We start from the raw sequence: 26,676 nt of genomic DNA on the forward strand, positions 1-26,676 counted from the left end.
TTCCGTGGCGCCGCCGCGGCGCGCGCCGGCCCTATATAATTGCCCGCATCATGGCAAATACTTCCCACTCCAGCCAGGACCAGTTCGCCAACAAGGCGCAGGCGTGGTCCGCCCGTTTCTCGGAACCCGTTTCCGACCTCGTCAAACGCTACACGGCCTCGGTCGATTTCGACAAGCGCATGGCGCGCCACGACATCCGCGGCTCGCTGGCGCACGCCGACATGCTGGCCGCGCAAGGCATCATCTCGGCCCAGGACCTGGCCGACATCCAGCGCGGCATGCAGCAGATCCTCTCGGAGATCGACGCCGGCTCGTTCCAGTGGCTGCTGGACCTGGAAGACGTGCACCTGAACATCGAGAAGCGCCTGGTGGAGCTCGTGGGCGACGCCGGCAAGCGCCTGCACACCGGCCGCTCGCGCAACGACCAGGTCGCCACCGACATCCGCCTGTGGCTGCGCGACGAAATCGACACCCTGGTCGACCTGCTGCGCCAGCTGCGCCACGCGCTGGCCACGGTCGCGCTGGAGAACGCCGCCACCATCATGCCGGGCTTCACCCACCTGCAGGTGGCCCAGCCCGTCACGTTCGGCCACCACCTGCTGGCCTATGCCGAGATGTTCGGCCGCGACGCCGAGCGCCTGGCCGACTGCCGCCGCCGCGTCAACCGCCTGCCGCTGGGCGCGGCCGCGCTGGCCGGCACCAGCTATCCCATCGACCGCGAGCGCGTGGCCCGCACGCTGGGCTTCGACGGCGTCTGCCGCAACTCGCTCGACGCCGTCTCCGACCGCGACTTCGGCATCGAATTCTGCGCCGCCGGCGCCCTGATCATGACGCACATCTCGCGTCTTTCCGAGGAACTGGTGCTGTGGATGAGCCCGCGCGTGGGCTTCATCGACCTGGCCGACCGCTTCTGCACCGGCAGCTCGATCATGCCGCAGAAGAAAAACCCCGACGTCCCCGAACTGGCGCGCGGCAAGACCGGCCGCGTCAACGGCCACCTGGTGGCGCTGCTGACCCTGATGAAGGGCCAGCCGCTGGCCTACAACAAGGACAACCAGGAAGACAAGGAAGGCCTGTTCGACACGGCCGACACGCTGCGCGACACCCTGACCATCTTCGCCGACATGGCCGGCGGCATCAAGGTCAAGGCCGACAACATGCGCGCCGCCGCCCTGCAGGGCTTTGCCACCGCCACCGACCTGGCCGACTACCTGGTCAAGCGCGGCCTGCCGTTTCGCGACGCGCACGAAATCGTCGCCCACGCGGTGCGCGACTGCGAGCAGCGCGGCTGCGACCTGGCCGACCTGTCGCTGGCCGACCTGCAGGCCTACCATCCCAGCATCGGCGAGGACATCCACCAGGTGCTGACGCTGGAAGGCTCGGTGGCCGCCCGCAAGCACATCGGCGGCACCGCCCCCGAGCGCGTGCGCGAGGAAGCCCAGCGCGTGCTGGCCGAGACCGCCGGCGCCTGACACGGCCCCGCTCCATGTAAAAACTCGGCCTGCGCGCCGGGTTTTTACATGCCGCGCGCGCAGACGCGCTCAGGCGGTGACGCCCTGCCATTCGGACACGAACTCGCGGAAATCCGGGCGCTGCGCCGGCGGCACCGCGCAGCCCGGCGTGCCCAGGGCCACGAAACCCAGGAAGCGGTAGTCCATCGCGTCCAGGCCCAGCGCGTCCTGCACGTCCTCGACGTAAGTGCCCAGGCCCGTGCTCCAGAACGCGCCGTACCCCAGCATGTGCGCGGCGTTGAGGATGTTCATGACCGCCGCGCCGGTGGCCAGCAGCTGTTCCTGCTCGGGAATGCGGGTGTTGTCATGCGAAATCTTCTGCGCCACGGCGATGAACAGCGGCACGCCGGCGGCCCATTCGCGCACCGACTTCTCTTTCTCGGGCGTCATGCGCTTGTCGCCGCTGCGCTTGACCGCCTCGATCGCCAGGTCGGCCAGCCGGCCGATGGCATCGCCCCGGATCAGCACGAACCGCCACGGGCGCAGCGCGCCATGGTCGGGCGCGCTCATGGCGGCCTGCAGGATTTGCTCCAGTTCGTCCTGCTTGGGCGCGGGCGCGCGCAGGAACTTCATCGAACGGCGCGACGTCAGCGCGTGCAAGGGAGATACGGTCATAGGCGCGGAAAATCTCGACGAGAAGAAAACATATTCTCATCATAGCCCAGCGCAGGGGGCCGGCCGGCCTATTCCCGGCCGCGCGCCAAGGGCATCGCCGCGCTAGCTGTGAACTGTCAATAGGTTGTATTCGTCCAGGTTGAGTCTGGAGATGGGTACAGCGCGCCCGATGCCTTGGTGGGGTCGATGCCAGTTGTAGTGGTGTAGCCAGGATTTCATGGCATCGGCTCGGTGTTGGGAGTTCTGGTAGGTGTGAGCGTAAGCCCACTCACGCAAGGCCGACTGGATGAAGCGTTCGGCCTTGCCATTGGTCTGTGGGCGGTAAGGTCGGGTAAAGCGGTGCTTGATGCCCAGCTCATGGCACAGCGCGGCGAAGGCGCGGCTGCGAAAGGCCGAGCCATTGTCGGTGAGCAAGCGCTGGATGGTCACGCCCAGGCGCTGGTAGTAGGCCACTGCGTCCTTGAGGAACTGGACGGCGCTGGGGAAGCGCTCGTCGGGGTGGATGTCGGTGAAGGCCACGCGGGCGTGGTCATCGATGGCCACGAAGACGAAGTCCCAGCCGGCCCCCTCAACGGTATCGCGTCGGTTGCCCGTGACCCGGTGGCCAGGGCGCTGGATACGTCCCAGCTTCTTGATGTCGATGTGCAGCAGATCGCCGGGGGCCTGATGCTCGTAGCGCACCACCGGCTCGGCCGGCTCCAGGTCGGCCAGGTGCGACAGACCGGCGCGGGCCAGGACGCGGCTGACGGTGCTGGCTGACACGCCCAGCGCCTGGGCGATGCGCGCTTGGGTCAGCCGCTTGCGGCGCAGCTCCACGATAGCCAGCGCCTTGGCCGGCGCAATCGCTCGGGGCGAGACCGTCGGGCGCGAGGACGCATCGGCCAAGCCCGCCTGGCCCTGAGCCAGGAAGCGGCCCAGCCATTTGCGCACAGTCGGCGCGGTGACCCCATAGGCGCGGGCCGCTTCAGGCACACAAACTTGATGGGCGATCAATTGCTGGACCATTTCGAGTCGACGTAGGAAGGTCAATCGGGCATGCTTATGGGTGTTCATCCGGCCGGGCTCCTTGAGTGAACTGGGGGATCGGCGATTTCCAGTTTCTCAAATCCGGTTCGGATGAACCATGCATACAACCTATTGAATCTTCACACCTAGCGGGCCAGCGGATACTCGATCTCGCGTTCCGAGCCATTATTGCCCGGGAAATTGTCGAATATTGCCTGCACCAGATACGGCATGGCGCCCAGCAGGTCGTCGCGCCCGCTGGTAATGTACGCGGTCGATCGATAGACTTCGGCGCCGCCGCGCGCGGTATCGCGGATTTCCAGGCTCAGGCTATTGCGATACGCCACGGTGGGCACGTCGACCCATTCCGGCCCCCAATACCCGACTCCACCGCCCCACCAGCGCGGCCCGTAATAACCGCCATAACCGCCGTAGAAATAGGGATCATAGGCGCGCCGCACCATAACCTGGGTCTGCGCGGAGCCATAACGGAAGGACACCGTAAACCGCGCTTTCCGGCCCTCGCGCGCCTCAACCAGGCCGGTGGCGCCGATACCGGCGCGCACCATGTCCTGATAGGACTGATATTCGAGATTGTTGAGCTGCCCGCTTTCAGGCGCGAACTGGTAGGTCTGTCCGGCAACGCCGTCCGGCCATTGCTGGAACGAGGTGACGCGCGCCGACACGCTGGGCGCGGCGCACCCGGCCACCAGCGCCGCGCCCGCCAGCAGGGCCGCCAGCCCGGCCAGCCCGGCCAGCCGCGCCAGGCGCGAATACGCATGAATACTGAACATGACTGCGGCCCTCCAGGCCGGACGCAAACCGGATATTCCTTCGACCGCCGCGCCGGGCGAAGGTTTCATTTGGGTACCTGAGCAATGCGGGGGCATGCGGCGCTGCATCTACAATACCCGCATTGTCCATCATCTGTTTCGTAGGCCATGCGCACAGACACGCCCGTCACCGTATACCGCAAGGATTATCAGCCCTATCCGTATACCATCGCCGACGTGGCGCTGGAATTCGACCTGGATCCCGCCTCGACCACCGTGCGCTGCCTCATGCAGGTGGCGCGCAAGGCCGATGCCCGGGACGATGCGCCGCTGGTGCTGGACGGCGAAGCGCTCGAGCTGGTTTCCATTCGTGTCGACGGCCGCGACTGGGCGCGTGACGGCTATGTCCTGGACGACGCCACCCTGACCTTGCACGGCCTGCCGCCCAGCTCGGCGGTCGAAATTGTCAGCCGTTGCAGGCCCGCCGCCAATTCCACCCTGATGGGGCTGTATGTCTCCGGCGGCAATTTCTTCACCCAGTGCGAGGCCGAGGGCTTTCGCCGCATTGCCTGGTTCGCCGACCGGCCCGACGTCATGTCGCGTTATCGCGTGACGCTGCGCGCGGCGCCCGATTATCCGGTGCTGTTGTCCAATGGCAATCTGCTGGCCACCGCTACCCTGCCCGATGGCCGCCTGCAGGCGGAATGGGAAGATCCGTTTCCCAAGCCCAGCTATCTGTTCGCGCTGGTGGCCGGCCGCCTGACGCATCGCGAAGAGCGCGTGCGCACCCAATCGGGCCGCGATGTGCTGCTGCAGGTCTACAGCGATCCCGGTTCGGAGAACCGCACCGAATGGGCGCTGGAATCCTTGCGCCACGCGCTGCGCTGGGACGAGTCGCGCTTCGGCCTGGAGCTGGACCTGGACCGCTTCATGGTGGTCGCGGTACGCGACTTCAACATGGGCGCGATGGAAAACAAGGGCTTGAACATCTTCAACGCGGCCTATGTGCTGGCCGACCCGGCCACCGCCACCGACGCCAACTACGAAGGCATCGAATCCGTCATCGGCCACGAATACTTCCACAACTGGACCGGCAACCGCGTCACCTGCCGCGACTGGTTTCAGTTGAGCCTCAAGGAAGGCCTGACGGTATTCCGCGACCAGGAATTCAGCGCCGACATGATGGCGCGCGGCCTGGACGAGCAAGCCGCCGCGAGCGCGCGCGCGGTCAAGCGCATCGACGATGTCGTCACGCTGCGCGCGGCCCAGTTCCCCGAGGATGCCGGCCCGATGGCCCACCCCATCCGGCCCGACAGCTACCAGGAGATCGGCAACTTCTATACCGCCACCGTGTACGAGAAAGGCGCCGAAGTGATCCGCATGCAGCACACCCTGCTGGGCGAGCCGGGATTCCGCGCCGGCATGGACGAGTACTTCCGGCGCCACGACGGACAGGCCGTGACCTGCGACGATTTCGTCGCCGCCATGGAATCGGTCTACGCCGCGCGCAATCCGGGCCGCGACCTGTCGGTGTTTCGCCGCTGGTACAGCCAGGCGGGCACGCCGCGCGTCAGCGTCAAGCTGGATCACGACGCGCAAAGCGGCCGTTGCACCGTCACGCTGACCCAGCGCTGCGCCCCGGTCGGCGTGGAGAAACGCGCCGGACGCGACTTCGCCAAACAGGCATTCCACATTCCTTTCGCGATCGGCCTGCTCGACGCGCAGGGCCGCGCGCTGCCGCTGCACCTGAACGGCCAGCCGGCGCGCGACACCGTGCTGCTCGAACTGACCGAGGCGCGCGCCAGCTGGACGTTCGAGCAGGTGCCGGACATGCCGGTGCCGTCGCTGCTGCGCGGCTTCTCGGCGCCGGTCATCGTCGAATACGACTGGAGCGACGCCGACCTGGCGCTGCTGTCGGCGCACGACACGGATCCATTCGCCCGCTGGGAAGCAGGCCAGGAACTGGCCACGCGCGAGATCCTCGCGCTGACGGCCAGCCATCAGGCCGGCCAGCCGCTGGCCGTGCGCCCGGCCTTCATCGCGGCCTGGCGCGCCCTGCTGACCGACCCGACGCTGGACGCGGCCTATCGGGCCCGCGCCCTGGCGTTGCCCTCGGAAAAAACCCTGGCCGAGCGCATGGAGCAGATCGACCCGCCCGCCCTGGCCGTGGCGCGCGATTTCCTGCGCGCCGAGGTGGGCCGCCAACTGGCCGCCCCCTGGCGCGCGGCGTTCGACGCCAACCAGACGCCGGGCGCCTACAGCCCGGCGGCCGGCCCGGCCGGCCGGCGCGCGCTGAAGAACCAGGCGCTGAGCCATCTGATGGCCGCCGAAAGCGCGGACGCGCAAGCCCTGGCGCAGGCCCAGTACGACCAGGCCGACAACATGACCGACAGCATGGCGGCTCTGTCGGCGCTGGTGAATTTCGGCGCTCCGGACAGCGCCGCGGCGGCGCTGGCGGCGTTCTACGAACGCTGGCGCGACGACCCGCTGGTCGTCGACAAATGGTTCACGCTGCAGGCCACCGCGCGCTCGACCGACATCGACGCGGTACGCGCCCTCATGGCGCACCCGGCCTTTACGCTGCGCAATCCCAACCGCGCCCGCGCGCTGGTGTTCCAGTTCTGCCTGAACAACGCCCGCGGCATGCATCGCGCAGACGGCCGCGGCTATGACTTCTGGGCCGAGCAGGTGCTCGCCCTGGACGCGCTCAATCCGGAGATCGCCGCCCGCCTGGCGCGCGGCCTGGATAATTGGGCGCGCTTTGCCGAGCCGCTGCGCGGCGCCATGCAGGCCGCGCTGGCGCATGTGCGCGCGCATGCCGGGCTGTCGCGCAACGTACAGGAAATCGTATCGAAAGCCTTGGATCTGGCTGCTTAGGAGCTACTCTTGAAACGTAAAACCCTTACCCAATATCTGGTCGAGCAGCAGCGCTCGGCCCAGGCGCTCGGCCCGGAAGTGCGCCTGCTGATCGAAGTGGTGGCGCGCGCCTGCAAGGCCATCAGCCACGCTGTCAGCAAAGGCGCGCTGGGCGGCGTGCTCGGCAGCCTGGAAAGCGAGAACGTGCAGGGCGAAGTGCAGAAGAAGCTGGACGTGCTGTCCAACGAAATCCTGCTCGAAGCCAACGAGTGGGGCGGCCACCTGGCCGCGATGGCGTCCGAGGAAATGGAAACCATCCATCTGATCCCCAACCGTTATCCCAAGGGCGAGTACCTGCTGCTGTTCGATCCGCTGGACGGCTCGTCCAACATCGACGTCAACGTGTCGATCGGCACCATTTTCTCGGTGCTGCGCGCGCCGCACAGGGTGGCCGGCGCCGACGTCTGCGAGCAGGACTTCCTGCAGCCGGGCAGCCAGCAGGTGGCGGCCGGCTACGCCGTCTACGGTCCGCAGACCATGCTGGTGCTGACCATCGGCAATGGCGTGGTGGGGTTCACGCTGGATCGCGAGATGGGTTCGTGGGTGCTGACGCACGAATCGATGCGCATCCCCGAGGACACCAAGGAATTCGCCATCAACATGTCCAACATGCGCCACTGGGCCCCGCCGGTCAAGCGCTACATCGATGAATGCCTGGCCGGCAAGACGGGCCCGCTGGGCAAGGACTACAACATGCGCTGGATCGCCTCCATGGTGGCCGACGTGCATCGCATCCTGACCCGCGGCGGCATTTTCATGTATCCCTGGGATGCCCGCGAGCCGGGCAAGGCCGGCAAGCTGCGCCTGATGTACGAAGCCAACCCGATGGGCCTGATCGTCGAGCAGGCCGGCGGCGCGGCCATCGACGGCACGGGGCGCATCCTGGATATCCAGCCCGACAAGCTGCACCAGCGCGTGTCCGTGATCCTGGGTTCGAAGAACGAGGTGGAGCGCGTGGGGCGCTACCACGCCGAAGCGCACGCCAGCTAGCTGTGAACTGTCAATAGGTTGTATTCGTCCAGGTTGAGTCTGGAGATGGGTACAGCGCGCCCGATGCCTTGGTGGGGTCGATGCCAGTTGTAGTGGTGTAGCCAGGATTTCATGGCATCGGCTCGGTGTTGGGAGTTCTGGTAGGTGTGAGCGTAAGCCCACTCACGCAAGGCCGACTGGATGAAGCGTTCGGCCTTGCCATTGGTCTGTGGGCGGTAAGGTCGGGTAAAGCGGTGCTTGATGCCCAGCTCATGGCACAGCGCGGCGAAGGCGCGGCTGCGAAAGGCCGAGCCATTGTCGGTGAGCAAGCGCTGGATGGTCACGCCCAGGCGCTGGTAGTAGGCCACTGCGTCCTTGAGGAACTGGACGGCGCTGGGGAAGCGCTCGTCGGGGTGGATGTCGGTGAAGGCCACGCGGGCGTGGTCATCGATAGCCACGAAGACGAAGTCCCAGCCGGCCCCCTCAACGGTATCGCGTCGGTTGCCCGTGACCCGGTGGCCAGGGCGCTGGATACGTCCCAGCTTCTTGATGTCGATGTGCAGCAGATCGCCGGGGGCCTGATGCTCGTAGCGCACCACCGGCTCGGCCGGCTCCAGGTCGGCCAGGTGCGACAGACCGGCGCGGGCCAGGACGCGGCTGACGGTGCTGGCTGACACGCCCAGCGCCTGGGCGATGCGCGCTTGGGTCAGCCGCTTGCGGCGCAGCTCCACGATAGCCAGCGCCTTGGCCGGCGCAATCGCTCGGGGCGAGACCGTCGGGCGCGAGGACGCATCGGCCAAGCCCGCCTGGCCCTGAGCCAGGAAGCGGCCCAGCCATTTGCGCACAGTCGGCGCGGTGACCCCATAGGCGCGGGCCGCTTCAGGCACACAAACTTGATGGGCGATCAATTGCTGGACCATTTCGAGTCGACGTAGGAAGGTCAATCGGGCATGCTTATGGGTGTTCATCCGGCCGGGCTCCTTGAGTGAACTGGGGGGGTGGCGATTTCCAGTTTCTCAAATCCGGTTCGGATGAACCATGCATACAACCTATTGAATCTTCACAACTAGCCGGCGCGCGCCAGCAGCACCACCACGTTGGCGGCAATCCCTTCCTTGCGGCCCAGGTAGCCCAGGCCTTCGTTGGTCTTGGCCTTGATGTTGACCGCGCCGGCGTCCAACGCCAGATCGGCGGCAATGTTGGCCACCATGGCGGCCGCGTGCGGGCCGATCTTGGGCGCCTGCGCATGGATGGTCGCGTCGACGTTGACCGGCGCCCAGCCCGCCGCGCGAACCTTGTCGAACGCCGCCCGCAGCAGCACCCGGCTGTCGGCGCCGCGGTAGGCCGGGTCGGTATCGGGAAAATGGCGGCCGATATCGCCCAGGCCGGCCCCGCCCAGCAGGGCATCGGTCACCGCATGCAACAGGACATCGGCATCGGAATGCCCCAGCAGGCCGTGCGTGTGGGCGATGGTGACGCCCCCGATGATCAAGGGCCGGCCTTCGACCAGCGCGTGCACATCGAAGCCCTGCCCTACGCGAAACGGGATATTCATAGCCATTTTTCCATCAGTTCGAAATCATCGGGCCAGGTCACCTTGAAATTGCGCAACGCGCCCGCCACCAGGCGCGGGGCATGGCCGGCCGCCTCCACCGCCGACGCCTCGTCGGTAACGGCCAGGCCCGCGGCCCGCGCGCGCGCCAGCGCGTCGCGCAGCAAGCCGGCGCGAAACATCTGCGGCGTCTGGGCCAGCCACAGGCCGTCGCGATCGACGGTGCGCGATACGCGCTGCCGGCCCGCCTTGACGGTATCGGCGACCGGCAGGGCCAGCAGGCCCCCAACCGCATCGTCCAGGCAGGCGTCGATCAGGCGCGCCAGCGCCGCGGCCGGCAAGCCCGGCCGGGCGGCGTCGTGCACCAGTATCCAGTCGTCGGCGGCCGCCCCGCTGTCGGCCAGGGCGGCGGCCACCGTGTCGGCGCGGTTCGGGCCGCCGCATGGGCGCCATACGGTACGCGGCAGGCCAGCCAGCGCCTGCTCGACCCAGCCGTCGCCGGCGCTGACCGCCACGCGCACCTGGACGATGCGCGGATCGGCCAGCAGGGCGCGCACCGCGTGGCGCAGCATGGGCTGCCCGGCCAGCGGGCGATATTGTTTCGGAACGGCCGCCTCGCCGGGCAGGCTGGCGCGCGCGCCGATGCCGGCGGCCGGCACGATAGCGATCAGGGACTCGGACATGTTGCGGTGATTTTATAATCTTTGCCCTGATGCCTGATCTCACTCCGCCCGCCGTGCCCATCCCCGCCACCGCCACCACCCTGTCCGCCCTCAAGCCGGGAGCGCGCTTTACGCAGCCCCGCCCGCCCGGATCCGGCGACGGATGGCTGCTGGCGGACCTGGCGCGCCAGGCCGGCAAGCCGCTGGTGGTGCTGACGGCCGACCCGCTGGAGGCCCAGCGGCTGGCCGATGAAATCCCGCAATTCGCGCCCGAACTGCGCGTGCGCCAGTTGCCCGACTGGGAAACCCTGCCCTACGACGCGTTCTCGCCCCACCAGGACCTGATCTCGCAACGCCTGCGCACGCTGCACGCGCTCATGAACCAGGGCGTGGACATCCTGACCGTGCCGGTCACCACCGCCCTGTACCGCCTGGCGCCGCCCGCCTTCCTGGCCGCGTATACGTTTTCGTTCAAGCAGAAGGACCGGCTCGACGAAGCGGCCCTGCGCGCGCAGCTGACGCTGGCCAACTACAGCCACGTTACCCAGGTCACCGCGCCGGGCGAATTCTGCCTGCGCGGCGGCCTGATCGACCTGTTTCCCATGGGTTCGGTGGTGCCCTACCGGCTGGACCTGTTCGACGACGAGATCGAATCGATCCGCAGCTTCGACGTCGACACGCAGCGCAGCCTGTATCCGGTGGGCGAAGTGCAGTTGCTGCCCGGCCGCGAGTTTCCCATGGACGAAGAGGCGCGCAACCGCTTCCGGGCGCGGTTTCGCGAAGTGTTCGAAGGCGACCCCTCCCGCGCCCTGCCGTACAAGGACATCGGCAACGGCATCGCGTTCGCCGGCATCGAGTATTACCTGCCCCTGTTCTTCGAGCAGACCGCCACCCTGTTCGATTACCTGGCGGCCGACACGATCACCGTCACGGTGGGCGACATCGACGACGCCATGCAGCGCTTCGCCCATGACACCCGCAGCCGCTACGACTTTCTCAAGGTCGACCGCGAACGGCCGGTGCTGCCGCCGGACACCCTGTTCCTCGACCACGAGGCGCTGTTCGCGCGCCTGAAAGACTTCCCGCGCCTGGCCTTGATGGCGGAGCGGCCGCATCCGGACTTCGCCGCCGCGCCCGATGTCGCCGTGGCGCGCCGCGCCGACGACCCCGTGGCGCGCCTGCGCGCGCTGCTGGCGCAGACCGGCGACCGCGTGCTGCTGTGCGCCGATTCGGCCGGCCGGCGCGAGACGCTGGCGCAAATGCTGGGCGAACACGGCCTGGCGCCCGAGGCGCAGGCCGATTCGATCCAGGCCTTCCTGGACGACGGCGCGCGCTTCGGCCTGGCCGTGGCGCCGCTGTCGGCCGGCTTCTGCGTGCCCGGCGGCGCCCTGCTGTTCCTGACCGAGAACGACCTCTACCCCGGCCATGCCGGCGTCACCCGGCGCGGCAAGCGCACCCAGGAACGCACCAGCAATGTCGAAGCCATGGTGCGCGACCTGGCCGAACTGCGCGCCGGCGACCCGGTGGTGCACGCCCAGCACGGCATCGGCCGCTACCACGGGCTGGTCAACATGGACATGGGCGAAGGCGAGATGGAGTTCCTGCATCTCGAATACGCCAGCGGCAGCACGCTGTACGTGCCCGTGTCGCAGCTGCACGTCATCGCCCGCTACAGCGGCGCCGACCCGGACGCCGCCCCCCTGCACCAGCTCGGTTCGGGCCAATGGGACAAGGCGCGCCGCAAGGCGGCCAGGCAGGTGCGCGACACCGCGGCCGAACTGCTGGCCCTGTATGCGCAGCGCGCCGCCCGCGAAGGCTATGCCTTCAAGCTGCCCATGAGCGACTACGAAGCCTTCGCCGAAGGTTTCGGCTTCGAGGAGACGCCCGACCAGGCGGCCGCCATCCAGGCCGTCATCATGGACATGACCTCGGGCCGCCCCATGGACCGGCTGGTATGCGGCGACGTGGGCTTCGGCAAGACCGAGGTCGCGCTGCGCGCCGCCTTCCTGGCCGTGGCCAACGGCAAGCAGGTCGCGCTGCTGTGCCCCACCACCCTGCTGGCCGAGCAGCATGCCCAGACGTTTTCCGACCGCTTCGCCGACTGGCCGGTGCGCGTCGTGGAGCTGTCGCGCTTTCGCTCCGCCAAGGAGGTGGCCGCCGCCGTCGAAGGCATCAACGACGGCCGCGTGGACATCGTCATCGGCACGCACAAGATCCTGTCCAAGGACGTGCGCTTCAAGCGGCTGGGCCTGGTCATCATCGACGAGGAACACCGCTTTGGCGTGCGCCAGAAGGAAACCCTCAAGGCGCTGCGCGCCGAGGTCGACGTGCTGACCCTGACGGCCACCCCGATCCCGCGCACGCTGGGCATGTCGCTGGAAGGCATCCGCGACTTCTCCGTGATCGCGACGGCGCCGCAGAAGCGGCTGGCCATCAAGACCTTCGTGCGGCGCGAGGACGGCAGCACCATACGCGAAGCGCTGCTGCGCGAGCTCAAGCGCGGCGGCCAGGTGTATTTCCTGCACAACGAGGTCGAGACCATCCACAACCGGCGGGCGCGCCTCGAAGAACTGGTGCCCGAGGCCCGCATCGCGGTCGCCCACGGCCAGATGCCCGAACGCGAGCTGGAACAGGTCATGAAGGGCTTCTACCAGCAGCGCCACAACGTGCTGCTGTGCACCACCATCATCGAAACCGGCATCGACATCCCCACCGCAAACACCATCGTCATCCACCGCGCCGACCGCTTCGGCCTGGCGCAGCTGCACCAGCTGCGCGGCCGCGTCGGACGCTCGCACCACCAGGCCTACGCCTATCTGCTGACGCCGGGCGAGGATGCCATCACGAACAACGCCAAGAAGCGCCTGGAGGCCATCCAGGCCATGGAAGAGCTCGGTTCGGGCTTCTACCTGGCCATGCACGACCTGGAAATCCGCGGCACCGGCGAAATCCTGGGTGACTCGCAATCGGGCAACATCCAAGAGGTGGGCTTCTCGATGTACAACGAGATGCTCAACGAAGCGGTGCGGGCGCTGAAGGCGGGCGAGGAGCCCGACCTGGACGCGCCCTTCAACCTGGCCTGCGAAGTCAACCTGCACGCGCCGGCGCTGCTGCCGTCGGACTACTGTCCCGACGTGCATGGCCGCCTGGCCATCTACAAGCGCCTGTCGCATGCCGACGGCGAAGACGACCTGATCCGCATCCAGGAAGAACTCATCGACCGTTTCGGTAAACTGCCCGAAGCCGCGCAGACGTTGCTGGCCACGCACCGCCTGCGCCTGGCCGCGCAACCGCTGGGCATCGTCAAGATCGATGCCAGCGAAACGCAGGCCCTGCTGCAGTTCGGTGCCAAGACCACGGTCGACCCCTTGCGCATCATCGAGCTGGTGCAGCGCCAGCGCCATATCAAGCTGTCCGGCCAGGACAAACTGCGGGTGGAGATCAAGGCGCCTCAGATCGCCGCCCGCGCCGACGCCGTGCGCGCCGTCCTGCGCGCACTGAAATAACCGCCGCGCTCGGCGCGGCCCGGAATCCTCGATCCATGACTATCCATCACCTCGTCATCCAGTCTCCCGCCCTGGCGGCCGAACACGCCGAACAGCTGGCGGCGCTGGCCCAGGCCCAAGGCGTGACGCGCATCAGCACCACCGCGGCCCGCCTGCTCGACGTACAGCAGGATGGCGACACGCGCGCCCAGGTACGGCATTGGGCCGAAACGCACGGCGTCGACGCCGCCTTCGTGCCCGCGGGCCTGGCGCTGGCCGACTGCCGCATCCTGGCGATGGACATGGACTCGACGCTGATCAACATCGAGTGCATCGACGAAATCGCGACCGTCGCCGGCGTGGGGGCCCAGGTGGCCCAGATCACGGAAGCCGCCATGCGCGGCGAAATCAAGGACTTCTCGGAAAGCCTGCGCCGCCGTGTGGCGCTCCTGGCCGGCGCGCCGGCCGCCGCGCTCGAACGCGTGTACGCCGAGAAGCTGCGCCTGAACCCGGGCGCCGAACGCCTGCTGGCCAGCGTCCGGGCGGCCGGCATCCAGACCCTGCTGGTCTCCGGAGGGTTCACCTTCTTCACCGAGCGGCTGCGCGAACGCCTGGGGCTGGACCACGCCCATGCCAACACGCTGGAAGTCGACGCCGACGGCAAGCTGACCGGACGCGTGCTGGGCGACATTCTCGACGGCGACGCCAAGGCCGCGCACCTGGCCGCGCTGGCGCAGTGCCTGTCGGCCCGTCCCGAGCAGATCATCGCCATCGGCGACGGCGCCAACGACCTCAAGATGCTGGCCCGCGCCGGCTTCGCCGTCGCCTACCACGCCAAGCCCATCGTGCGCGAGCAAACGCCCTACGCCCTGAACGTATGCGGCCTGGACGGCGTGCTGAACTGGTTCGAGAAGTAAGCCACACATAGGGTGCCTGTCCCCGCGGGGACAGGCACCCATGAACACTTGACGGCCAAGACGGTATCTGTCCCGGCGGGGACAGGCGCCTCGCGACGGCCTCCCGCCGCCCGGCCGGCCCGCGCGCCTTACTCCGGCTGCTTGCCCAGCGGAATGGGGCCCGCATCCTTCACGAACCGCAGAAGCAGCCGCGCGGCCGGGCTCAGGCTGCGCGTCGGCAGGTGCAGAAACCCCAGGGGACGGCGCACCCGCGGCGCATGCAGCCGCAATACCTTCAGCCCGGCGACGTTGCATACCTCGATGGCGGTGGTGGGCAGAACGGAAACGCCCAGCCCTGCCCGCACCATGCCGATGGCGGTGGTGATAAGGCTCACCTCGCGCTTGGGACGCTTCGAGATGCCGTTGGCCGCGAAGGCTTCGTCGACCAGCATCCTCACGTGGCTCTGGTAACTCATGCCTATCAAGGGCGATTCCGCCAACTCGCTCCAGCGGACCAGTGTGCGCCTGGCCAGGGGATGATCCTGCGGCACGACCGCGACCAGTTCATCGTGCGCCAGCAGGTCGAACTCCAATCCATCCTGCTCGACCGACGGACTGCCCACGCCATAGTCGATATCGCCGGTTCTCAGCATCTCGTGAATGCTGCGGTTTTCGGTCATGGCGTCCTTCAGGATCACCTTGATGCGCGGATAGGCCTGCTCCACGCGCGCGATCAGGGATGGGATCCAGGTGTTGCTGAGCGACGGAATGCACGCCAGCGTGACGGTGCCGCCGCGCGGCGAGGCGGCACCACGCACATCCTCGATCACGACCTCGAGATTGGCCAGGATCCGCTGCAGCTCCGGCAGCAGTTCGCGCCCGGTGGTGGTCAGCTCGGCGCCCCGGCGCGTACGCGTGAACAGGACGACTCCAAGCTGGGTCTCCAGCTTCTGGATCATGGCCGTCAGCGCCGGCTGCGTCACGTGCAAGGCCTGCGCCGCCTGCGAGAAGCTGCGGCTGCTTGCGACCTCGATGAAGGCGGTCAACTGCCTGAAGGTCACGTTCATGGCATCATAACTTAAATTGAATTAACTATAAACAGAATAGATTATACGAATCAAACATTTACGGGTGTAATGGCGTCGCCTTCAGGCCAACCATCGATAACAGGCGTATCAACATCGCCTTCCGGAGACGCAGCAACATGCTATTGCACCGAGTACTCATTTCCCTCGCCACGGGCGTGCTGACTTTGGGGGTGCTTGGCGCCGCACACGCCGACGCCTATCCGACCAAGCCGATCAGGCTGGTAGTGCCCTATCCGCCCGGAGGAATTACCGATATCGCCGCGCGCGGCCTGGCGCGCGCCATGAGCGAGGAGCTGAAACAGTCGGTGATCGTGGAGAACCGCGCAGGCGCGGGCGGCATCATCGGCTCGGATTATGTGGCGCGAGCGCCCGCCGACGACTACACGCTGTTGATCGGCACCAGCGCGACCCATGGAACGAACCCCAGCACCTACGCCAACCTGCCGTACAGCGCGACCGGCAGTTTCGAACCGATCGCCGCCGTGGCATCCAGCCCGCTGCTGGTGGTCGTCAACCCATCGTCCCCGGTGCGGGACGTCCAGGGCCTGATCGCGCACCTGAAAGCCAACCCGGGCAAGGAATCCTATGCGTCCACCGGCACTGGCGGCTCGCTGCACCTGACGCTGGAGCTCTTCAAGCTGATGACCGGGACCGATATCCAACATGTGCCCTACAAGGGCAGCGCTCCCGCGCTGACCGACCTGATCGGCGGCCATGTCCAGCTGATGTTCGACAACATGCCCTCGTCGCTGCCGCAGGTCAAGGCTGGCAGCCTGCGCGCCCTGGCCGTGACGGGTCCGCAACGTTCGGCGCTGGTGCCGGAACTGCCTACCGTGGCCGAAGCCGTCCCCGGGTTCGCGTCGGCCTCGTGGGTCGCGCTGTACGCGCCGAAGAACACGCCGGCCGCGATCGTGCAAACGCTCAACGCCGCGGCCAACAAGGGCCTGAAGTCCCAAGACGTATTGGCGCAGTTCTCCGCCGCGGGACTGGAGCCGACCGGCGGCACATCCGCCGCGCTGGACAGTTTCATGCGCGCGGAAATCGCCAAGTGGGCCGAGGTCGTCAAGAAGATCAATCTGCCGCCATCGAAGCTGTAGCAGCCGCCGCACGCCGCCGCCTGGCCAGCCTCCCAGCTATCCACACCAGATGAAACCCCATGCAAGCACACACTGAATCACCACCCGGCGCGCGCACCAGCACCGGCAGCTGGGCGCGCCAGGATCTGAGCGCCTACCAGGCCGCCAACGCGATCGCCGACGTGCTGAAGGCCGCGGGCGTCGCCCAGATCTTCGGCCAAAGCTGTCCGACGGCCCTGTTCCTGGCCGCCGATGCGATCGGTATCCGCCAGATCGGCTACCGGACGGAGAACGCGGGCGCGGCGATGGCCGACGGCGCGGCTCGCGTCGGACGCCAGCTGACCGTGATCACGGCGCAGAACGGCCCGGCCGCGGCCTTGCTGGTCGCCGGCTTCTCCGAGGCGACCAAGGCGTCCGTGCCCATCCTGGCCATCGTGCAGGAGGTGCCGCGCGCCAACGCGGACAAGAACGCATTCCAGGAGCTCGACCACGTCCAGCTGTTCGCGTCCTGCGCGAAATGGGTACGCCGGATCGACGTGGCCGAACGCGCCGCGGAGTACACCGAGCGCGCGATACGTATCGCGACATCCGGCCGGCCCGGTCCGGTGGTGCTGCTGGTATCGCAGGACGTCCTGACCACGGCCTGCCCGCAGGCGCGGCCGGTGGCGCAGGACAGCGACGAGCCGCTGGGCCGCTTCCCGCTGGACCGGACGGTTCCGGTGGCAGGCCGCCTGGCGCAGCTTGCCCAGCGCCTGCTTGACGCGAAGCGGCCCCTGGTCGTGGCTGGAGGCGGCGTCCATCTTTCGGGCGCCTGCGACGCCCTGGCCCGGCTGCAGTCCCTGGCCGGCCTGCCCGTGGCCACCACCAATATGGGCAAGGGCGCGATCGACGAAACGCATCCGCTCTCCCTGGGGGTGATCGGCAACGCCATGGGCACGCGCAGTCCGGCCAAGCATTTCATGGATTACGTCCGAAGCGCCGACTTCGTGCTGTTCGTCGGCACCCGCACCAACGAGAACGGCACGGCGTCGTGGTCGCTGTTTCCCGAGCAGGCGCAATATGCCCAGATCGACATCGACAGCGAGGAAGTCGGCCGCAATTACGGGGCCATGCGCTTTGCCGGCGACGCCGCCGCCACGCTGCAGGCGCTTGGCGATGCCCTGCAGGGGCGCGGCCAGGCCGTTGCGGCGCGCAGAATGGCCGAGCTGGCGCCGGCATTCGAAGCCTGCCGCCAGGCCCACCGCGCCGAACTCGCGCCCTACGCGCAGAGCGACGCCTCGCCCATGCGGCCGGAACGGATCATGGCGGAGTTGCGTGCAAGCCATGGCGACATCATCTGGGTCGCCGATGCCAGCTACTCGTCCATCTGGCTTGCCCAGTTCATCCCTTGCACCGAGGCGGGAACGCGATTCGTCACGCCGCGTGGCATCGCCGGCCTGGGATGGGGCGTCCCGATGGCGATCGGCGCCAAGATCGCCCGGCCCGGCGCCCGCGTGATTTGCCTGACCGGCGACGGCGGCTTCGCCCACTGCTGGGCCGAACTGGAAACGGCTCGCCGGCACGAGGTGCCCCTCACGATCGTGGTGCTCAACAACGGCGTGCTCGGGTTCCAGATCAACGCCGAAGAAAGCCGTTTCGGCACCCATACCGACGTTTGCCACTTCGGCGCCATCGATCACGTCGCGATCGCCAAGGCATGCGGCTGCGATGGCGCCAGCGTGAGCGACGCCGCTTCGCTGCGGCAAGCCATGGCGGCGGCCGAACGCAGCCCGGTCCCGTTCGTGATCGACGTGAAAACCGAGCCCTCGGCCTTTCCGCCGATATCGGCGTTCGAATCCCAGCTCCGGCCCCTCGGCGGCGAGACGCCATGACGCCGCGCGAACAGCCCCGGTTCCGCGGCAAGCGGGCGCTCGTGACGGGCGCGGGTGCCGGCATAGGCCGCGCCATCGCCCTGGCGCTGGCCAAGGACGGCGCCCATGTCTGCGTGCTGGATGCCGACCATGCGGCCGCCGACGAAACGGCGGCGATGGTGCGCCAGCTGGGCGCGGAAGCGGCGACTATCGTGCACGACATGGGATGCGCATCCGTCGTGGCGTCGATCGCATCGATGCAGGATGGCTTCGGCGCCTTCGATCTGCTGGTCAATAACGCGGGCATCTCGCCCAAGCAGCCGGACGGCCGCAAGCGCATGATCTGGGAAACCCCGCCCGAGGAGTGGCAGCGCGTCATCCAGGTCAATCTTTGCGGCTACTTTTTCGCGCTGCGCGCGGTGTTGCCGGGGATGGTCGAACGGCGCGCCGGGGCGGTCGTGAACATCGCCTCGCTGGCGGGCCTGCGCTATTCCTCGATTGCCGGCGCGTCATACGCCACCGCCAAGAACGCAGTCGTCGGCCTGACCCGGCAGGCCGCCGGCGAAGTGGCCGAATTCGGCATCCGCATCAACTGCGTCGCCCCAGGACGCATCGAGACCGCGATGGCCTCGGTGGCCGGCGGCGAGTTCAACGAGACGATCCGCGCAAGCACCCCGCTGCGGCGCCTGGGCCAGCCTGCCGACATCGCCGACGCCGTGCTGTTCCTGCTGTCCGAGCAGGCCGGCTTCATCACCGGCGAAACCTTGCCGGTGACCGGCGGACGGGGGCTGTGACCCGCCCGCTCAGCCCGCCCGTTCCAGCAGCAGATGCGCTGCACCATCGAACGCCACGTCGGAATACCCGCGAAAGCCAAGCCGCTCGGCCAGGCGCAGCGAGGGAAGGTTCGAACGCGCTATCAACGCCACCACGCGCTGGCGTCCGCTTGATCGATCATGGTGCGCGAGAAGCGCCTGCATTGCCTCCGCCGCCAGTCCCCTGCCCTGATGGGCGCTGGCGACGGCCCAGGCGGCCTCCGGATGGTTGTCGAAACCGGGCCCGAAGCCGCGGCGCCGGAATTGGAAACCGGCCTCGCCGCGCATCTCGCCGCTGACCGGATCCAACAGGTAGTAGAAGCCGCAAGCGTACGCGTCCCACATTCCCTGCCGCGCGCAAAGGCGCAACCATGCCTGGTCCTCGGTGAGATCGCGATGCCCGGCTTCATCGCGCTGCCGCTCCATCGCGAACCATTGATCGAAGCGGGCCATCGATTGCGGCTCCAGCACCAGCCGGTCTGTTTTCAGCACTTGCCGCATATTCGTCATGTCTTCCGCCCGGGTGGCTCGATGGCAAACACCTGAAATCGTAGAGCATTTCCGCGCCATGCCAAAAAAAAACCGGCGCAATGCGCCGGTTTTCCCTGCTGCGCGGCTGCGCTCAATACTTGATATTGAACGACAGCACCGCGGCGCGGCCCGTGCCCAGCGCCGCGTAGTGCGCCGCGTAGGCCTTGGTGTAGTACGTCTTGTCGAAGATGTTCATCACGTTGAGCTGCGCGGTCAGGTGGTCGTTGAACTCGTACGCGGCCATGGCGTCGAAGCGCCAGTACGACGGTACCCAGCGCGCCTTCGGCGTGCCGTCGGCATTGCGACCGTTGTCCGCGTTGCCATATACCTTGTCCACGTAATAGGCGCCGCCGCCCACGGTCAGCTGAGGCACCAGCTTGTAGGTGGTCCACAGGCTGAAGGCATTGCGCGGCGTGTTGGGCAGGTCCTGGCCCACCGCGCCGCTGTTGTAGGCGCCCTCGACCAGTTCGCTGTCCATGAAGGTATAGCCGCCGTAGACGTTCCACTTGGGCGTGATGCTGCCCGAGAAGCCCAGTTCGATGCCGCGCACCTTGGCCTTGCCGATCTGCTCCGTTTCGGTCGCCGACACGGCCACGCTGGTGTTCTTGCGGATGTCCTGGAACAACGCGCCCGACAGGGTCAGGCGGTCGTCGAACAATTGCCACTTGGTGCCGACCTCGACGGTGCGGCTTTTCTCCGGCGCCAGCGACTCGTTGCTCACCGTCACGGCGTCGCTCACGTTCGAGCCGGCGACGGCCGACGGCGTCGACGAGGTGCCATACGAGGCGTAGATCGTGCCGTTGGGCACCGGCTTGTAGGCCAGGCCCAGCTGGTAATTGAACAGATTGTCTTCGCGGCTGGTGCTGTAGAACGCCGGCGTGCTGGCGGGATCGTTGCGGCCGCGGGCGATATTGCTGCCGCTTACGCGGTAATTGTCCCAACGCAGTCCGACGCTGGCCTGCCATTGCTCGTTGAACTTGATCGTGTCGAAGCCGTAGAGCGCGATCGTGTCGGTGGAATAGCGGGCCGGGTTGTCGTTGCGCGACAGGTGGCCGGGATAATAGTCATGCGGATCCGGATCCCACAGCGAGGTGCACAAGGCCGGATTGCTGGCATCGTTGGCGCCCACCTTGCAAGGCATCGCGCCCTTGGCGATAGTCTGGGTATACGAGTCCTTGTCCTGCTTGATGTTGCTGTACTCGAAGCCCACGTCGAACGAGTGCTGCAGGCTGCCCGTCTCGAATTCGCCGCTCAGGTCGGTCTGGTTGGTGAACGTCTTGTTGGTGTAGTAGCCCGCCTTCAGCGCCCGGTACACCAGCCCGTTGGGCACGTTGCCCTTGCTGTCATCCGGATTGGTGGCGGCGTAGTCGGTCACCGAGCGCCCGTAGCGGGTGACGTTGCGCAGGCGCAGCTTGCTGCTGAAATCGTGATCGATGGCCAGCGTGGCCACGTCGTCGCGCGACTTCATGAAGTCGCGGCCGGTCAGCCCGTAGAAATTCTTGCGGCTGACGCCCTGGGTCTCGGTGACCGGCTGCCCCGACTTCGGATCGTACGGGATCGCGTAATCGGGCATGCTGTCATCCTGGTAGTGGTAGTACCCCAGGGTGATGCGGGTGGGCGTGCCCACGCCCAGTTGCAGGGTGGGCGCCACGCCCCAGCGGCTGAAATCGACCGCATGGTCGCGGCCCGGCACGTCGCCCTTGTTGCCCATCAGGTTCAGGCGGAAGGCGGCGTTGTCGCCCAGCAGCCAGTTGCCGTCGGCGGTGGCGCGGTAATTGCTGTCGGTGCCGATCTGCACCGAGCCCTCGGCGAAGTCGCGCGCCTTCGGCGTCTTGCTGACCAGGTTGATGCTGCCGCCGGCTCCGCCGCGGCCGGAGTAGACCGAATCAGGCCCCTTGATGATCTCGACCTGCTCCAGGTTGAACGTATCGCGTATCTGGGTGCTGGGGTCGCGCACGCCGTCGACGAAGATGCTGCCCGCCGCATTCTGGCCCCGGATGATGGGCAGGTCGCCGCCGGCGCGCCCGCCCTCGCCGGCGCCCATGGTGATGCCCGGCGAGTTGCGCAGCACGTCCTGCAGATTGGTGGCGGCCTGGTCCTGGATGACCTGCTGCGGCACGACCTGCACGGTCCTGGGCGTATCCAGCAAGGGCGCCGTCATCTTGGACGACTGGACGGTGGTGGCCTGATAGGGGGACGCTTCGCCCTCTACCTGCACCGGCGCCAATTGGGTAACGCCCGCGCTGGTCTGTGCCTGAGCACCGGGCATCAGGCACAGGGCCGGCACCGCAATGGCGGCGGCCAGCGAGTTGGCGAGCGTGCTCGCTGAATACGAGTCCAGGGATTTCAACGGCTTCTCCATAAAAATCTGAATAACAACGATTCTTGTTCTTTAAATCGACTGCGATTCTCGTCTGTTTACCTGACCCAAACCTGAATATTCCTATGGTGTCACATTTCTGCCACAGCCCTTTCCGCGCTCCGAGCCCCCATTCGGACAGGGAAAATCCAGCCGGAAATGAAAAACGGCCCCCTTGCGGGAGGCCGTCGGAACGGCGGGGTTGCAGCCCGGATCAGTAGCTCAGCTTGAACGTCAGCATGGCGGACCGCCCCGGGCCCAGCGCCGCGTAATGGCTGCGGTAGGTCTTGGCGTAATAGGTCTTGTCGAGCAGGTTGTAGACGTTCAACTGGGCCGTAAGGTGCTTGTTAAGCTGGTACGCCGCCATGGCGTCGAAGCGCCAGTACGCCGGCACCCAGCCGCCTTGGGCGTGCCGTCCTTGTTGTAGCCGGCATCTGCGTTGCCATAGACCTTGCTGCGATAGAACGCGCCGGCCCCCACGGTCAGTTCCGGCAGCAGCTTGTAGGTGCTCCAGATGCTGAATGCGTGCCGGGGCGCGCTGGGCAGCGGCTGGCCTTGCGCCCCGCTCTTATGGCTGGCCCTGACCAGCTTGCTGTCGAGCAGCGCGTAGCCGCCGTAGACGTCCCAGCGCGGCGTCAGGCTGCCCGCCACGCCCAGCTCCATGCCGGTGACGCGGCTCTTGCCGGCTGGTGCGCGCAGGCCTTCGGCGACTTCGATGCTGGTGTTCTTGCGCGTCTCGCGGAACATGGCGCCCGTCACCAGCAGCCGCCGGTCCAGCACCTGCCACTTGGTCCCGATCTCGATCGCCTCGCTGCGCTCCGGCTTGAGCTGCTGGCTTGTGCCGGAGATGCTGTCCGCCGGGGCGTAGTCGGACACGGCCGACGGCGTGGACGCCGTGCCGTAACTCGCATACACCGAGCCGTCCGGACGAGGCTTGTAGACCAGGCCGAGCTGGTAGTTGAACAGGTTGTCGGTGCGCGCGGCACGCTCGTAGACGGGCGGCTTGGCGCCTCGTACCGGCAGGTTGCGTCCGCTGGTCTTGTAGTGGTCCCAGCGCAGGCCGAGATTCAGCTGCCACTGCTCGTCGAAGGCGATGGTGTCGAAACCGTACAGGGACAGGATGTCGGTGTGGTAGCGGGCCGGGTTATGGTTGCGCCGCACCGTTCCCGGGAAATCCACGTGCGGATCCGGATCCCGGAGCGAGGCGCACAGGGCGGGATTGTTGCCGTCCGTCACGGGCGAGCAAGGACTGGCGGCGTCGGGGATTTCTTGCTTGTAGCGGTCGCGACTGCGCCGGCTGGTGGCGAACTCCCCGCCCAGATCGAAGGTATGGCGCCACTGCCCCGTGTCGAATGTACCGCGCAGGTCGGTGCGGTTGGCGAAACTGTCGTTGACCTGGTAGCTGGCGCGCAGATTGCGGTACACCAGCCCCTTGGCCAGATCGGCGGTTTTCAGTTCGGGCATGGTGGTGATCTGCTCCACCGTGGCACGCGAGTAGCGCGCCAGGTTCTCCACCTTGAAGCCATTGGCGAGGTCGTGCTCCCATTTGACGGTGGCGGCGTAGTCCTCGGTATCGCCGGAGTCGCGCCGCACCAGGCCGTAGAAGTTGCGGCGGCTGACGCCGATGGTCTCGGTGATCGGCGTGCCGGTGCGCGGATCGTACGGAATCGAATAATCGGGAACCCGCCGGTGGCGATAGTGGTACAGGCCCAGCGTCACGCGGGTGGGGCCGCTCAGGCCCAGGCGCAGCGATGGCGCGATACCCACGCGGCTGAACTCGACCGCCTTGTCGCGGCCCGGCACGGTGTCCCTGGTGCCCAGCAGGTTGAGGCGCAGCGCCGTGTTCTCGCCCAGCACCCAGTTGCCGTCTATGGTGCCTCGGTAGGTCTCGGCCGTCCCGATGCCGGCCTGGACTTCGGTGAAATCCTGGTTCCTGGGCGTCTTGGTGACGAGGTTGATGCTTCCGCCGGCGCCGCCGCGCCCGGAAAATACCGAATCGGGCCCCTTGACGACGTCGACCTGTTCCAGGTTGAAGGTATCGCGCGATTGCGTGCTGGGATCGCGCAGGCCGTCGACAAAAAGGCTGCTGGCCGAATTCTGGCCGCGGATGAACGGCAGGTCGCTGGCCGGACGGCCGCCTTCGCCGGCGGTCATCGATATCCCTGGCGCATTGCGCAGTACCGCTTCGAGGTCGCTGGCCCCCTGGTCCTGGATGAGCCGCTCAGGGATGACCTGCACCGTGCGCGGCGTGTCCGCCAGGGGCGCGGTGAACTTGGGCGACTGGGCGCTTTCCGGTTGATAGGACGAGTACTCGCCCTCGACCGTGACGGATGGCAGCTGGACCGCCGTGGACGCGGCCTGCGCCGCCGGCAGCAGGCCCAACAGAGGCACTGCGATCGCAGCCGCGAGCGACTCGGGCATCGGATGGGAAGAGTAGAACTTCATGGGAATCCGCTATCGTCAACGAAACATGGAATGCGACGCCCACCCGCCAAGCGGATACGGCGCTACGCCATGCTACGGACGACTGCCGCCGGCGCGGCCCCCTATCGGCCGCGCCGCCCCAAAACCAGATAGTCCCTATCCGCCGCCACCCTCGATCCTTCCTTGGTGACAGGACAAATCTCTCAGCATCCACGCCATCTGTGGCAAATCCAAGCGACACCTGCCCCTCGGAACACTGGCCGGCGTAGGCGAAAAAAAACCGCCTCATGGAGGCGGTATCGCTGAAGCGGCGCGGCGGATTCAAGCCCGGGCCGGGCGGCGCTTCTTGTAGAGATAGCGGTACACGAAGCCGGGATAGCCCAGGACCAGGAACAGGCTGAACGTAATGGCATAGAACTCCCAGGCCTGCGCAAAGCGGTTGCCCAGCTGCGCCTCGAAGGCGAAGCCGAGCAGCCCGACCACTGCGTACCAGACCAGCACTTCGCACAGTCTGAGCCAGAAAGGCTTGGGCGCATGAACGCCGGCCCGCTTGTACGGCAGCAGCGCGAACACCCGCTCGCTGAGAAACGGCAGATTGGCGCTGACCAGGGCCAGCGCAATCAACAGCCATACGGCGGCGGTCTGGTTCACGCTCCTGCCCCGGCCATCAGCCCAGCGACGCCTGGATCACCTGCACGCACAGCGCCATCAGGCCGCCCGGCAGAATGCCCAGCACCAGGATCAGCGCGCCGTTGAGCGACAGGATGCTGCGCTGGCCGGCCGTCACCGCCAAGGCGGCGGGCTGGTCGACCGGATCGTCGAAGTACACGACCTTGACCACGCGCAGGTAGTAGAAGGCGCCGATCAGCGAGAACATCACGGCGACGACCGCCAGCGCCACGTGGCCGGCCTCGACCAGCGCCTGCAGCACCGCCAGCTTGGCGTAGAAGCCCACCAGCGGCGGGATGCCGGCCAACGAGAACATCAGCAGCAAGACGATGGCGGCGTGCCACGGATTGCGCCGGTTCAAGCCCTTCAGGTCGTCGATCTGCTCGCACTCGAACCCCTGGCGCGCCAGCAGCAGGATGATGCCGAAGGTGCCCAGCGTGGTCAGCACGTAGGTCAGCATGTAGAACAGGGCCGCGCCATAGGCGGAGGCCGCCGCGTCGGGCTTGCCGTCGACCACGCCGGCCATCAGGCCCAGCAGCACGAAGCCGGTGTGCGAGATGGTCGAATAGGCCAGCATGCGCTTGAAGTTGGTCTGGACGATGGCGGTCAGGTTGCCGATCGCCAGCGACAGCACGGCCAGGATCATGAGCATTGGCTGCCAATCGGCCGCCAGCCCGTGCAGGCCGTCGACCAGCAGGCGCAGCGTGATGGCGAAGGCCGCCAGCTTGGGCGCGGCGCCCAGGATCAGCGTCACCGCCGTGGGCGAACCCTGGTAGACGTCGGGCAGCCACATATGGAACGGCACGGCGCCCAGCTTGAAGGCCAGCCCGGAAACCAGGAACACCACGCCGAACACCAGCGGCAGCTGCTTGGCCTGGCCGGAGGCGATGACCTCGGCGATCTTCGCCAGGTCGAGGTGGCCGGTGGCGCCATACACCATCGACATGCCGTACAGCAGGAAGCCCGACGCCAGCGCGCCCAGCACGAAGTACTTCATGGCGGCTTCGGTGGCGACCTTGTCTTCGCGGCGCAGCGCGATCAGCGCGTACAGCGCCAGCGACATCAGTTCCAGGCCGAGGTAGATGCTGATCAGGTTGCCGGCCGAGATCATGACCATCTGGCCGAGCAAGGCGAACAGCGTCAGCACGTAGAGCTCGCCGCCGCGCTGCATCATGTCGCGCTGCTGCGCATAGATGCGGCCATACACCAGGGTCGCGGCGACTGCGATGTACGAGGCGACCTTGAGCAGGTGCGCCAGGCTGTCGGTCACGTACAGGCCATTGAAGGTCTGGCCTTCGACGCCGTCGCGCCATTGCAGCAGGGACACCACGGTCAGCGCCGCCAGCGTGGCCAGCGTCAGGACGAACGTGGTCTTGCGTTCAGGATGGGAACTGACCGCGTCGATGAGCAGGATGGCCAGCCCGAGAACCAGCAGCAGGATCTCCGGGGTCGCCAGGGCAAAATCGAGATGGGATTGCATCAT

The 26,676-nt window shown here is 67.2% G+C and carries 19 protein-coding genes and 1 pseudogene; 8 read left to right on the plus strand and 12 right to left on the minus strand.

Annotated elements, in window-relative coordinates:
* Window positions 1-50 precede the first annotated feature (50 nt).
* Window positions 51-1,472, plus strand: a complete 1,422-nt coding sequence (gene argH / locus BN118_RS12070) for an argininosuccinate lyase (RefSeq protein WP_003812010.1) — start codon at window positions 51-53, stop codon at window positions 1,470-1,472.
* A 69-nt stretch (window positions 1,473-1,541) separates the two neighbouring features.
* On the opposite strand, the gene BN118_RS12075 is transcribed toward argH, so the two are convergent.
* From BN118_RS12075 to BN118_RS12085, 3 genes are all read right to left on the minus strand, one after another.
* Window positions 1,542-2,126, minus strand: a complete 585-nt coding sequence (locus BN118_RS12075) for a nitroreductase family protein (RefSeq protein ID WP_010931084.1) — start codon at window positions 2,124-2,126, stop codon at window positions 1,542-1,544.
* Between the two features lie 102 nt (window positions 2,127-2,228).
* On the minus strand, window positions 2,229-3,179 hold the full coding sequence (locus BN118_RS12080; RefSeq protein ID WP_005012067.1) for an IS481-like element IS481 family transposase: 951 nt from the start codon (window positions 3,177-3,179) through the stop codon (window positions 2,229-2,231).
* 98 nt (window positions 3,180-3,277) lie between these two features.
* Complete coding sequence (locus BN118_RS12085; protein ID WP_014905890.1) at window positions 3,278-3,925, minus strand: DUF4136 domain-containing protein; 648 nt, start codon at window positions 3,923-3,925, stop codon at window positions 3,278-3,280.
* A gap of 147 nt (window positions 3,926-4,072) precedes the next feature.
* Between BN118_RS12085 and pepN the strand changes: the two genes are divergently transcribed.
* Window positions 4,073-6,781: an aminopeptidase N gene (gene pepN, locus BN118_RS12090; RefSeq protein WP_014905891.1), complete on the plus strand. Its 2,709-nt coding sequence runs from the start codon at window positions 4,073-4,075 to the stop codon at window positions 6,779-6,781.
* A gap of 9 nt (window positions 6,782-6,790) precedes the next feature.
* Window positions 6,791-7,810: a class 1 fructose-bisphosphatase gene (locus BN118_RS12095; protein ID WP_003813068.1), complete on the plus strand. Its 1,020-nt coding sequence runs from the start codon at window positions 6,791-6,793 to the stop codon at window positions 7,808-7,810.
* On the opposite strand, the gene BN118_RS12100 is transcribed toward BN118_RS12095, so the two are convergent.
* From BN118_RS12100 to ispD, 3 genes are all read right to left on the minus strand, one after another.
* Complete coding sequence (locus tag BN118_RS12100) at window positions 7,807-8,757, minus strand: IS481-like element IS481 family transposase (protein ID WP_005012067.1); 951 nt, start codon at window positions 8,755-8,757, stop codon at window positions 7,807-7,809. The two genes, BN118_RS12095 and BN118_RS12100, sit on opposite strands and share 4 nt — an antisense overlap.
* Window positions 8,758-8,855: 98 nt before the next feature.
* Window positions 8,856-9,344 carry a 2-C-methyl-D-erythritol 2,4-cyclodiphosphate synthase gene (gene ispF / locus BN118_RS12105; RefSeq protein ID WP_003813893.1) on the minus strand — a complete coding sequence of 163 codons (489 nt, stop codon included), beginning with the start codon at window positions 9,342-9,344 and terminating at the stop codon, window positions 8,856-8,858.
* Window positions 9,341-10,024, minus strand: a complete 684-nt coding sequence (gene ispD / locus BN118_RS12110) for a 2-C-methyl-D-erythritol 4-phosphate cytidylyltransferase (RefSeq protein ID WP_003813895.1) — start codon at window positions 10,022-10,024, stop codon at window positions 9,341-9,343. Before ispD ends, ispF begins: the two co-directional genes overlap by 4 nt.
* 29 nt (window positions 10,025-10,053) lie before the next feature.
* Between ispD and mfd the strand changes: the two genes are divergently transcribed.
* Complete coding sequence (gene mfd, locus BN118_RS12115; protein ID WP_010926959.1) at window positions 10,054-13,509, plus strand: transcription-repair coupling factor; 3,456 nt, start codon at window positions 10,054-10,056, stop codon at window positions 13,507-13,509.
* 35 nt (window positions 13,510-13,544) lie between these two features.
* A complete protein-coding gene (gene serB, locus BN118_RS12120; protein WP_010930046.1) occupies window positions 13,545-14,405 on the plus strand; it encodes a phosphoserine phosphatase SerB in 861 nt (286 codons plus the stop codon).
* A gap of 128 nt (window positions 14,406-14,533) precedes the next feature.
* Here serB and BN118_RS12125 read toward each other — a convergent pair whose 3' ends face one another.
* Window positions 14,534-15,451, minus strand: a complete 918-nt coding sequence (locus BN118_RS12125) for a LysR family transcriptional regulator (protein ID WP_010930045.1) — start codon at window positions 15,449-15,451, stop codon at window positions 14,534-14,536.
* Window positions 15,452-15,588: 137 nt separating this feature from the next.
* Here BN118_RS12125 and BN118_RS12130 point away from each other — a divergent pair, with 137 nt between their 5' ends.
* The 3 genes from BN118_RS12130 to BN118_RS12140 are packed head-to-tail and all read left to right on the plus strand — an operon-like array spanning window position 15,589 to window position 19,192.
* A complete protein-coding gene (locus tag BN118_RS12130) occupies window positions 15,589-16,569 on the plus strand; it encodes a Bug family tripartite tricarboxylate transporter substrate binding protein (protein ID WP_014905892.1) in 981 nt (326 codons plus the stop codon).
* Window positions 16,570-16,628: 59 nt separating this feature from the next.
* Window positions 16,629-18,419: an acetolactate synthase catalytic subunit gene (locus BN118_RS12135; protein WP_003813904.1), complete on the plus strand. Its 1,791-nt coding sequence runs from the start codon at window positions 16,629-16,631 to the stop codon at window positions 18,417-18,419.
* Window positions 18,416-19,192 (plus strand): SDR family oxidoreductase, encoded by a 777-nt coding sequence (locus BN118_RS12140; RefSeq protein ID WP_010930042.1) that lies wholly within the window; start codon window positions 18,416-18,418, stop codon window positions 19,190-19,192. The genes BN118_RS12135 and BN118_RS12140 overlap by 4 nt, the downstream gene beginning before the upstream one ends.
* Before the next feature lie 9 nt (window positions 19,193-19,201).
* Here BN118_RS12140 and BN118_RS12145 read toward each other — a convergent pair whose 3' ends face one another.
* The 5 genes and pseudogenes from BN118_RS12145 to nuoN form a co-directional block, all read right to left on the minus strand.
* Window positions 19,202-19,720 carry a GNAT family N-acetyltransferase gene (locus BN118_RS12145; RefSeq protein WP_010930041.1) on the minus strand — a complete coding sequence of 173 codons (519 nt, stop codon included), beginning with the start codon at window positions 19,718-19,720 and terminating at the stop codon, window positions 19,202-19,204.
* A 112-nt stretch (window positions 19,721-19,832) separates the two neighbouring features.
* The gene (locus BN118_RS12150) at window positions 19,833-22,103 is read right to left on the minus strand and encodes a TonB-dependent receptor (protein WP_003813909.1); all 2,271 of its coding nucleotides are present in this window, start codon (window positions 22,101-22,103) and stop codon (window positions 19,833-19,835) included.
* Between the two features lie 211 nt (window positions 22,104-22,314).
* Window positions 22,315-24,545, minus strand: a pseudogene (locus BN118_RS12155) (TonB-dependent receptor).
* A 300-nt stretch (window positions 24,546-24,845) separates the two neighbouring features.
* Window positions 24,846-25,175 carry a DUF2818 family protein gene (locus BN118_RS12160; RefSeq protein ID WP_003813915.1) on the minus strand — a complete coding sequence of 110 codons (330 nt, stop codon included), beginning with the start codon at window positions 25,173-25,175 and terminating at the stop codon, window positions 24,846-24,848.
* Between the two features lie 16 nt (window positions 25,176-25,191).
* On the minus strand, window positions 25,192-26,676 hold the full coding sequence (gene nuoN, locus BN118_RS12165) for an NADH-quinone oxidoreductase subunit NuoN (protein WP_003813916.1): 1,485 nt from the start codon (window positions 26,674-26,676) through the stop codon (window positions 25,192-25,194).

It is taken from the genome of Bordetella pertussis 18323, from assembly GCF_000306945.1.
In the GTDB taxonomy this organism is placed as follows: domain Bacteria; phylum Pseudomonadota; class Gammaproteobacteria; order Burkholderiales; family Burkholderiaceae_B; genus Bordetella; species Bordetella pertussis.

Excerpts from the sequence above, each read along its gene's own strand:
- argH (WP_003812010.1), top strand. The coding sequence starts at position 51 with ATGGCAAATACTTCCCACTCCAGCCAGGACCAGTTCGCCAACAAGGCG.
- BN118_RS12075 (WP_010931084.1), bottom strand. The coding sequence starts at position 2,126 with ATGACCGTATCTCCCTTGCACGCGCTGACGTCGCGCCGTTCGATGAAG.
- BN118_RS12080 (WP_005012067.1), bottom strand. The coding sequence starts at position 3,179 with ATGAACACCCATAAGCATGCCCGATTGACCTTCCTACGTCGACTCGAA.
- BN118_RS12085 (WP_014905890.1), bottom strand. The coding sequence starts at position 3,925 with ATGTTCAGTATTCATGCGTATTCGCGCCTGGCGCGGCTGGCCGGGCTG.
- pepN (WP_014905891.1), top strand. The coding sequence starts at position 4,073 with ATGCGCACAGACACGCCCGTCACCGTATACCGCAAGGATTATCAGCCC.
- BN118_RS12100 (WP_005012067.1), bottom strand. The coding sequence starts at position 8,757 with ATGAACACCCATAAGCATGCCCGATTGACCTTCCTACGTCGACTCGAA.
- ispF (WP_003813893.1), bottom strand. The coding sequence starts at position 9,344 with ATGAATATCCCGTTTCGCGTAGGGCAGGGCTTCGATGTGCACGCGCTG.
- ispD (WP_003813895.1), bottom strand. The coding sequence starts at position 10,024 with ATGTCCGAGTCCCTGATCGCTATCGTGCCGGCCGCCGGCATCGGCGCG.
- mfd (WP_010926959.1), top strand. The coding sequence starts at position 10,054 with ATGCCTGATCTCACTCCGCCCGCCGTGCCCATCCCCGCCACCGCCACC.
- serB (WP_010930046.1), top strand. The coding sequence starts at position 13,545 with ATGACTATCCATCACCTCGTCATCCAGTCTCCCGCCCTGGCGGCCGAA.
- BN118_RS12125 (WP_010930045.1), bottom strand. The coding sequence starts at position 15,451 with ATGAACGTGACCTTCAGGCAGTTGACCGCCTTCATCGAGGTCGCAAGC.
- BN118_RS12130 (WP_014905892.1), top strand. The coding sequence starts at position 15,589 with ATGCTATTGCACCGAGTACTCATTTCCCTCGCCACGGGCGTGCTGACT.
- BN118_RS12135 (WP_003813904.1), top strand. The coding sequence starts at position 16,629 with ATGCAAGCACACACTGAATCACCACCCGGCGCGCGCACCAGCACCGGC.
- BN118_RS12140 (WP_010930042.1), top strand. The coding sequence starts at position 18,416 with ATGACGCCGCGCGAACAGCCCCGGTTCCGCGGCAAGCGGGCGCTCGTG.
- BN118_RS12145 (WP_010930041.1), bottom strand. The coding sequence starts at position 19,720 with ATGACGAATATGCGGCAAGTGCTGAAAACAGACCGGCTGGTGCTGGAG.
- BN118_RS12150 (WP_003813909.1), bottom strand. The coding sequence starts at position 22,103 with ATGGAGAAGCCGTTGAAATCCCTGGACTCGTATTCAGCGAGCACGCTC.
- nuoN (WP_003813916.1), bottom strand. The coding sequence starts at position 26,676 with ATGATGCAATCCCATCTCGATTTTGCCCTGGCGACCCCGGAGATCCTG.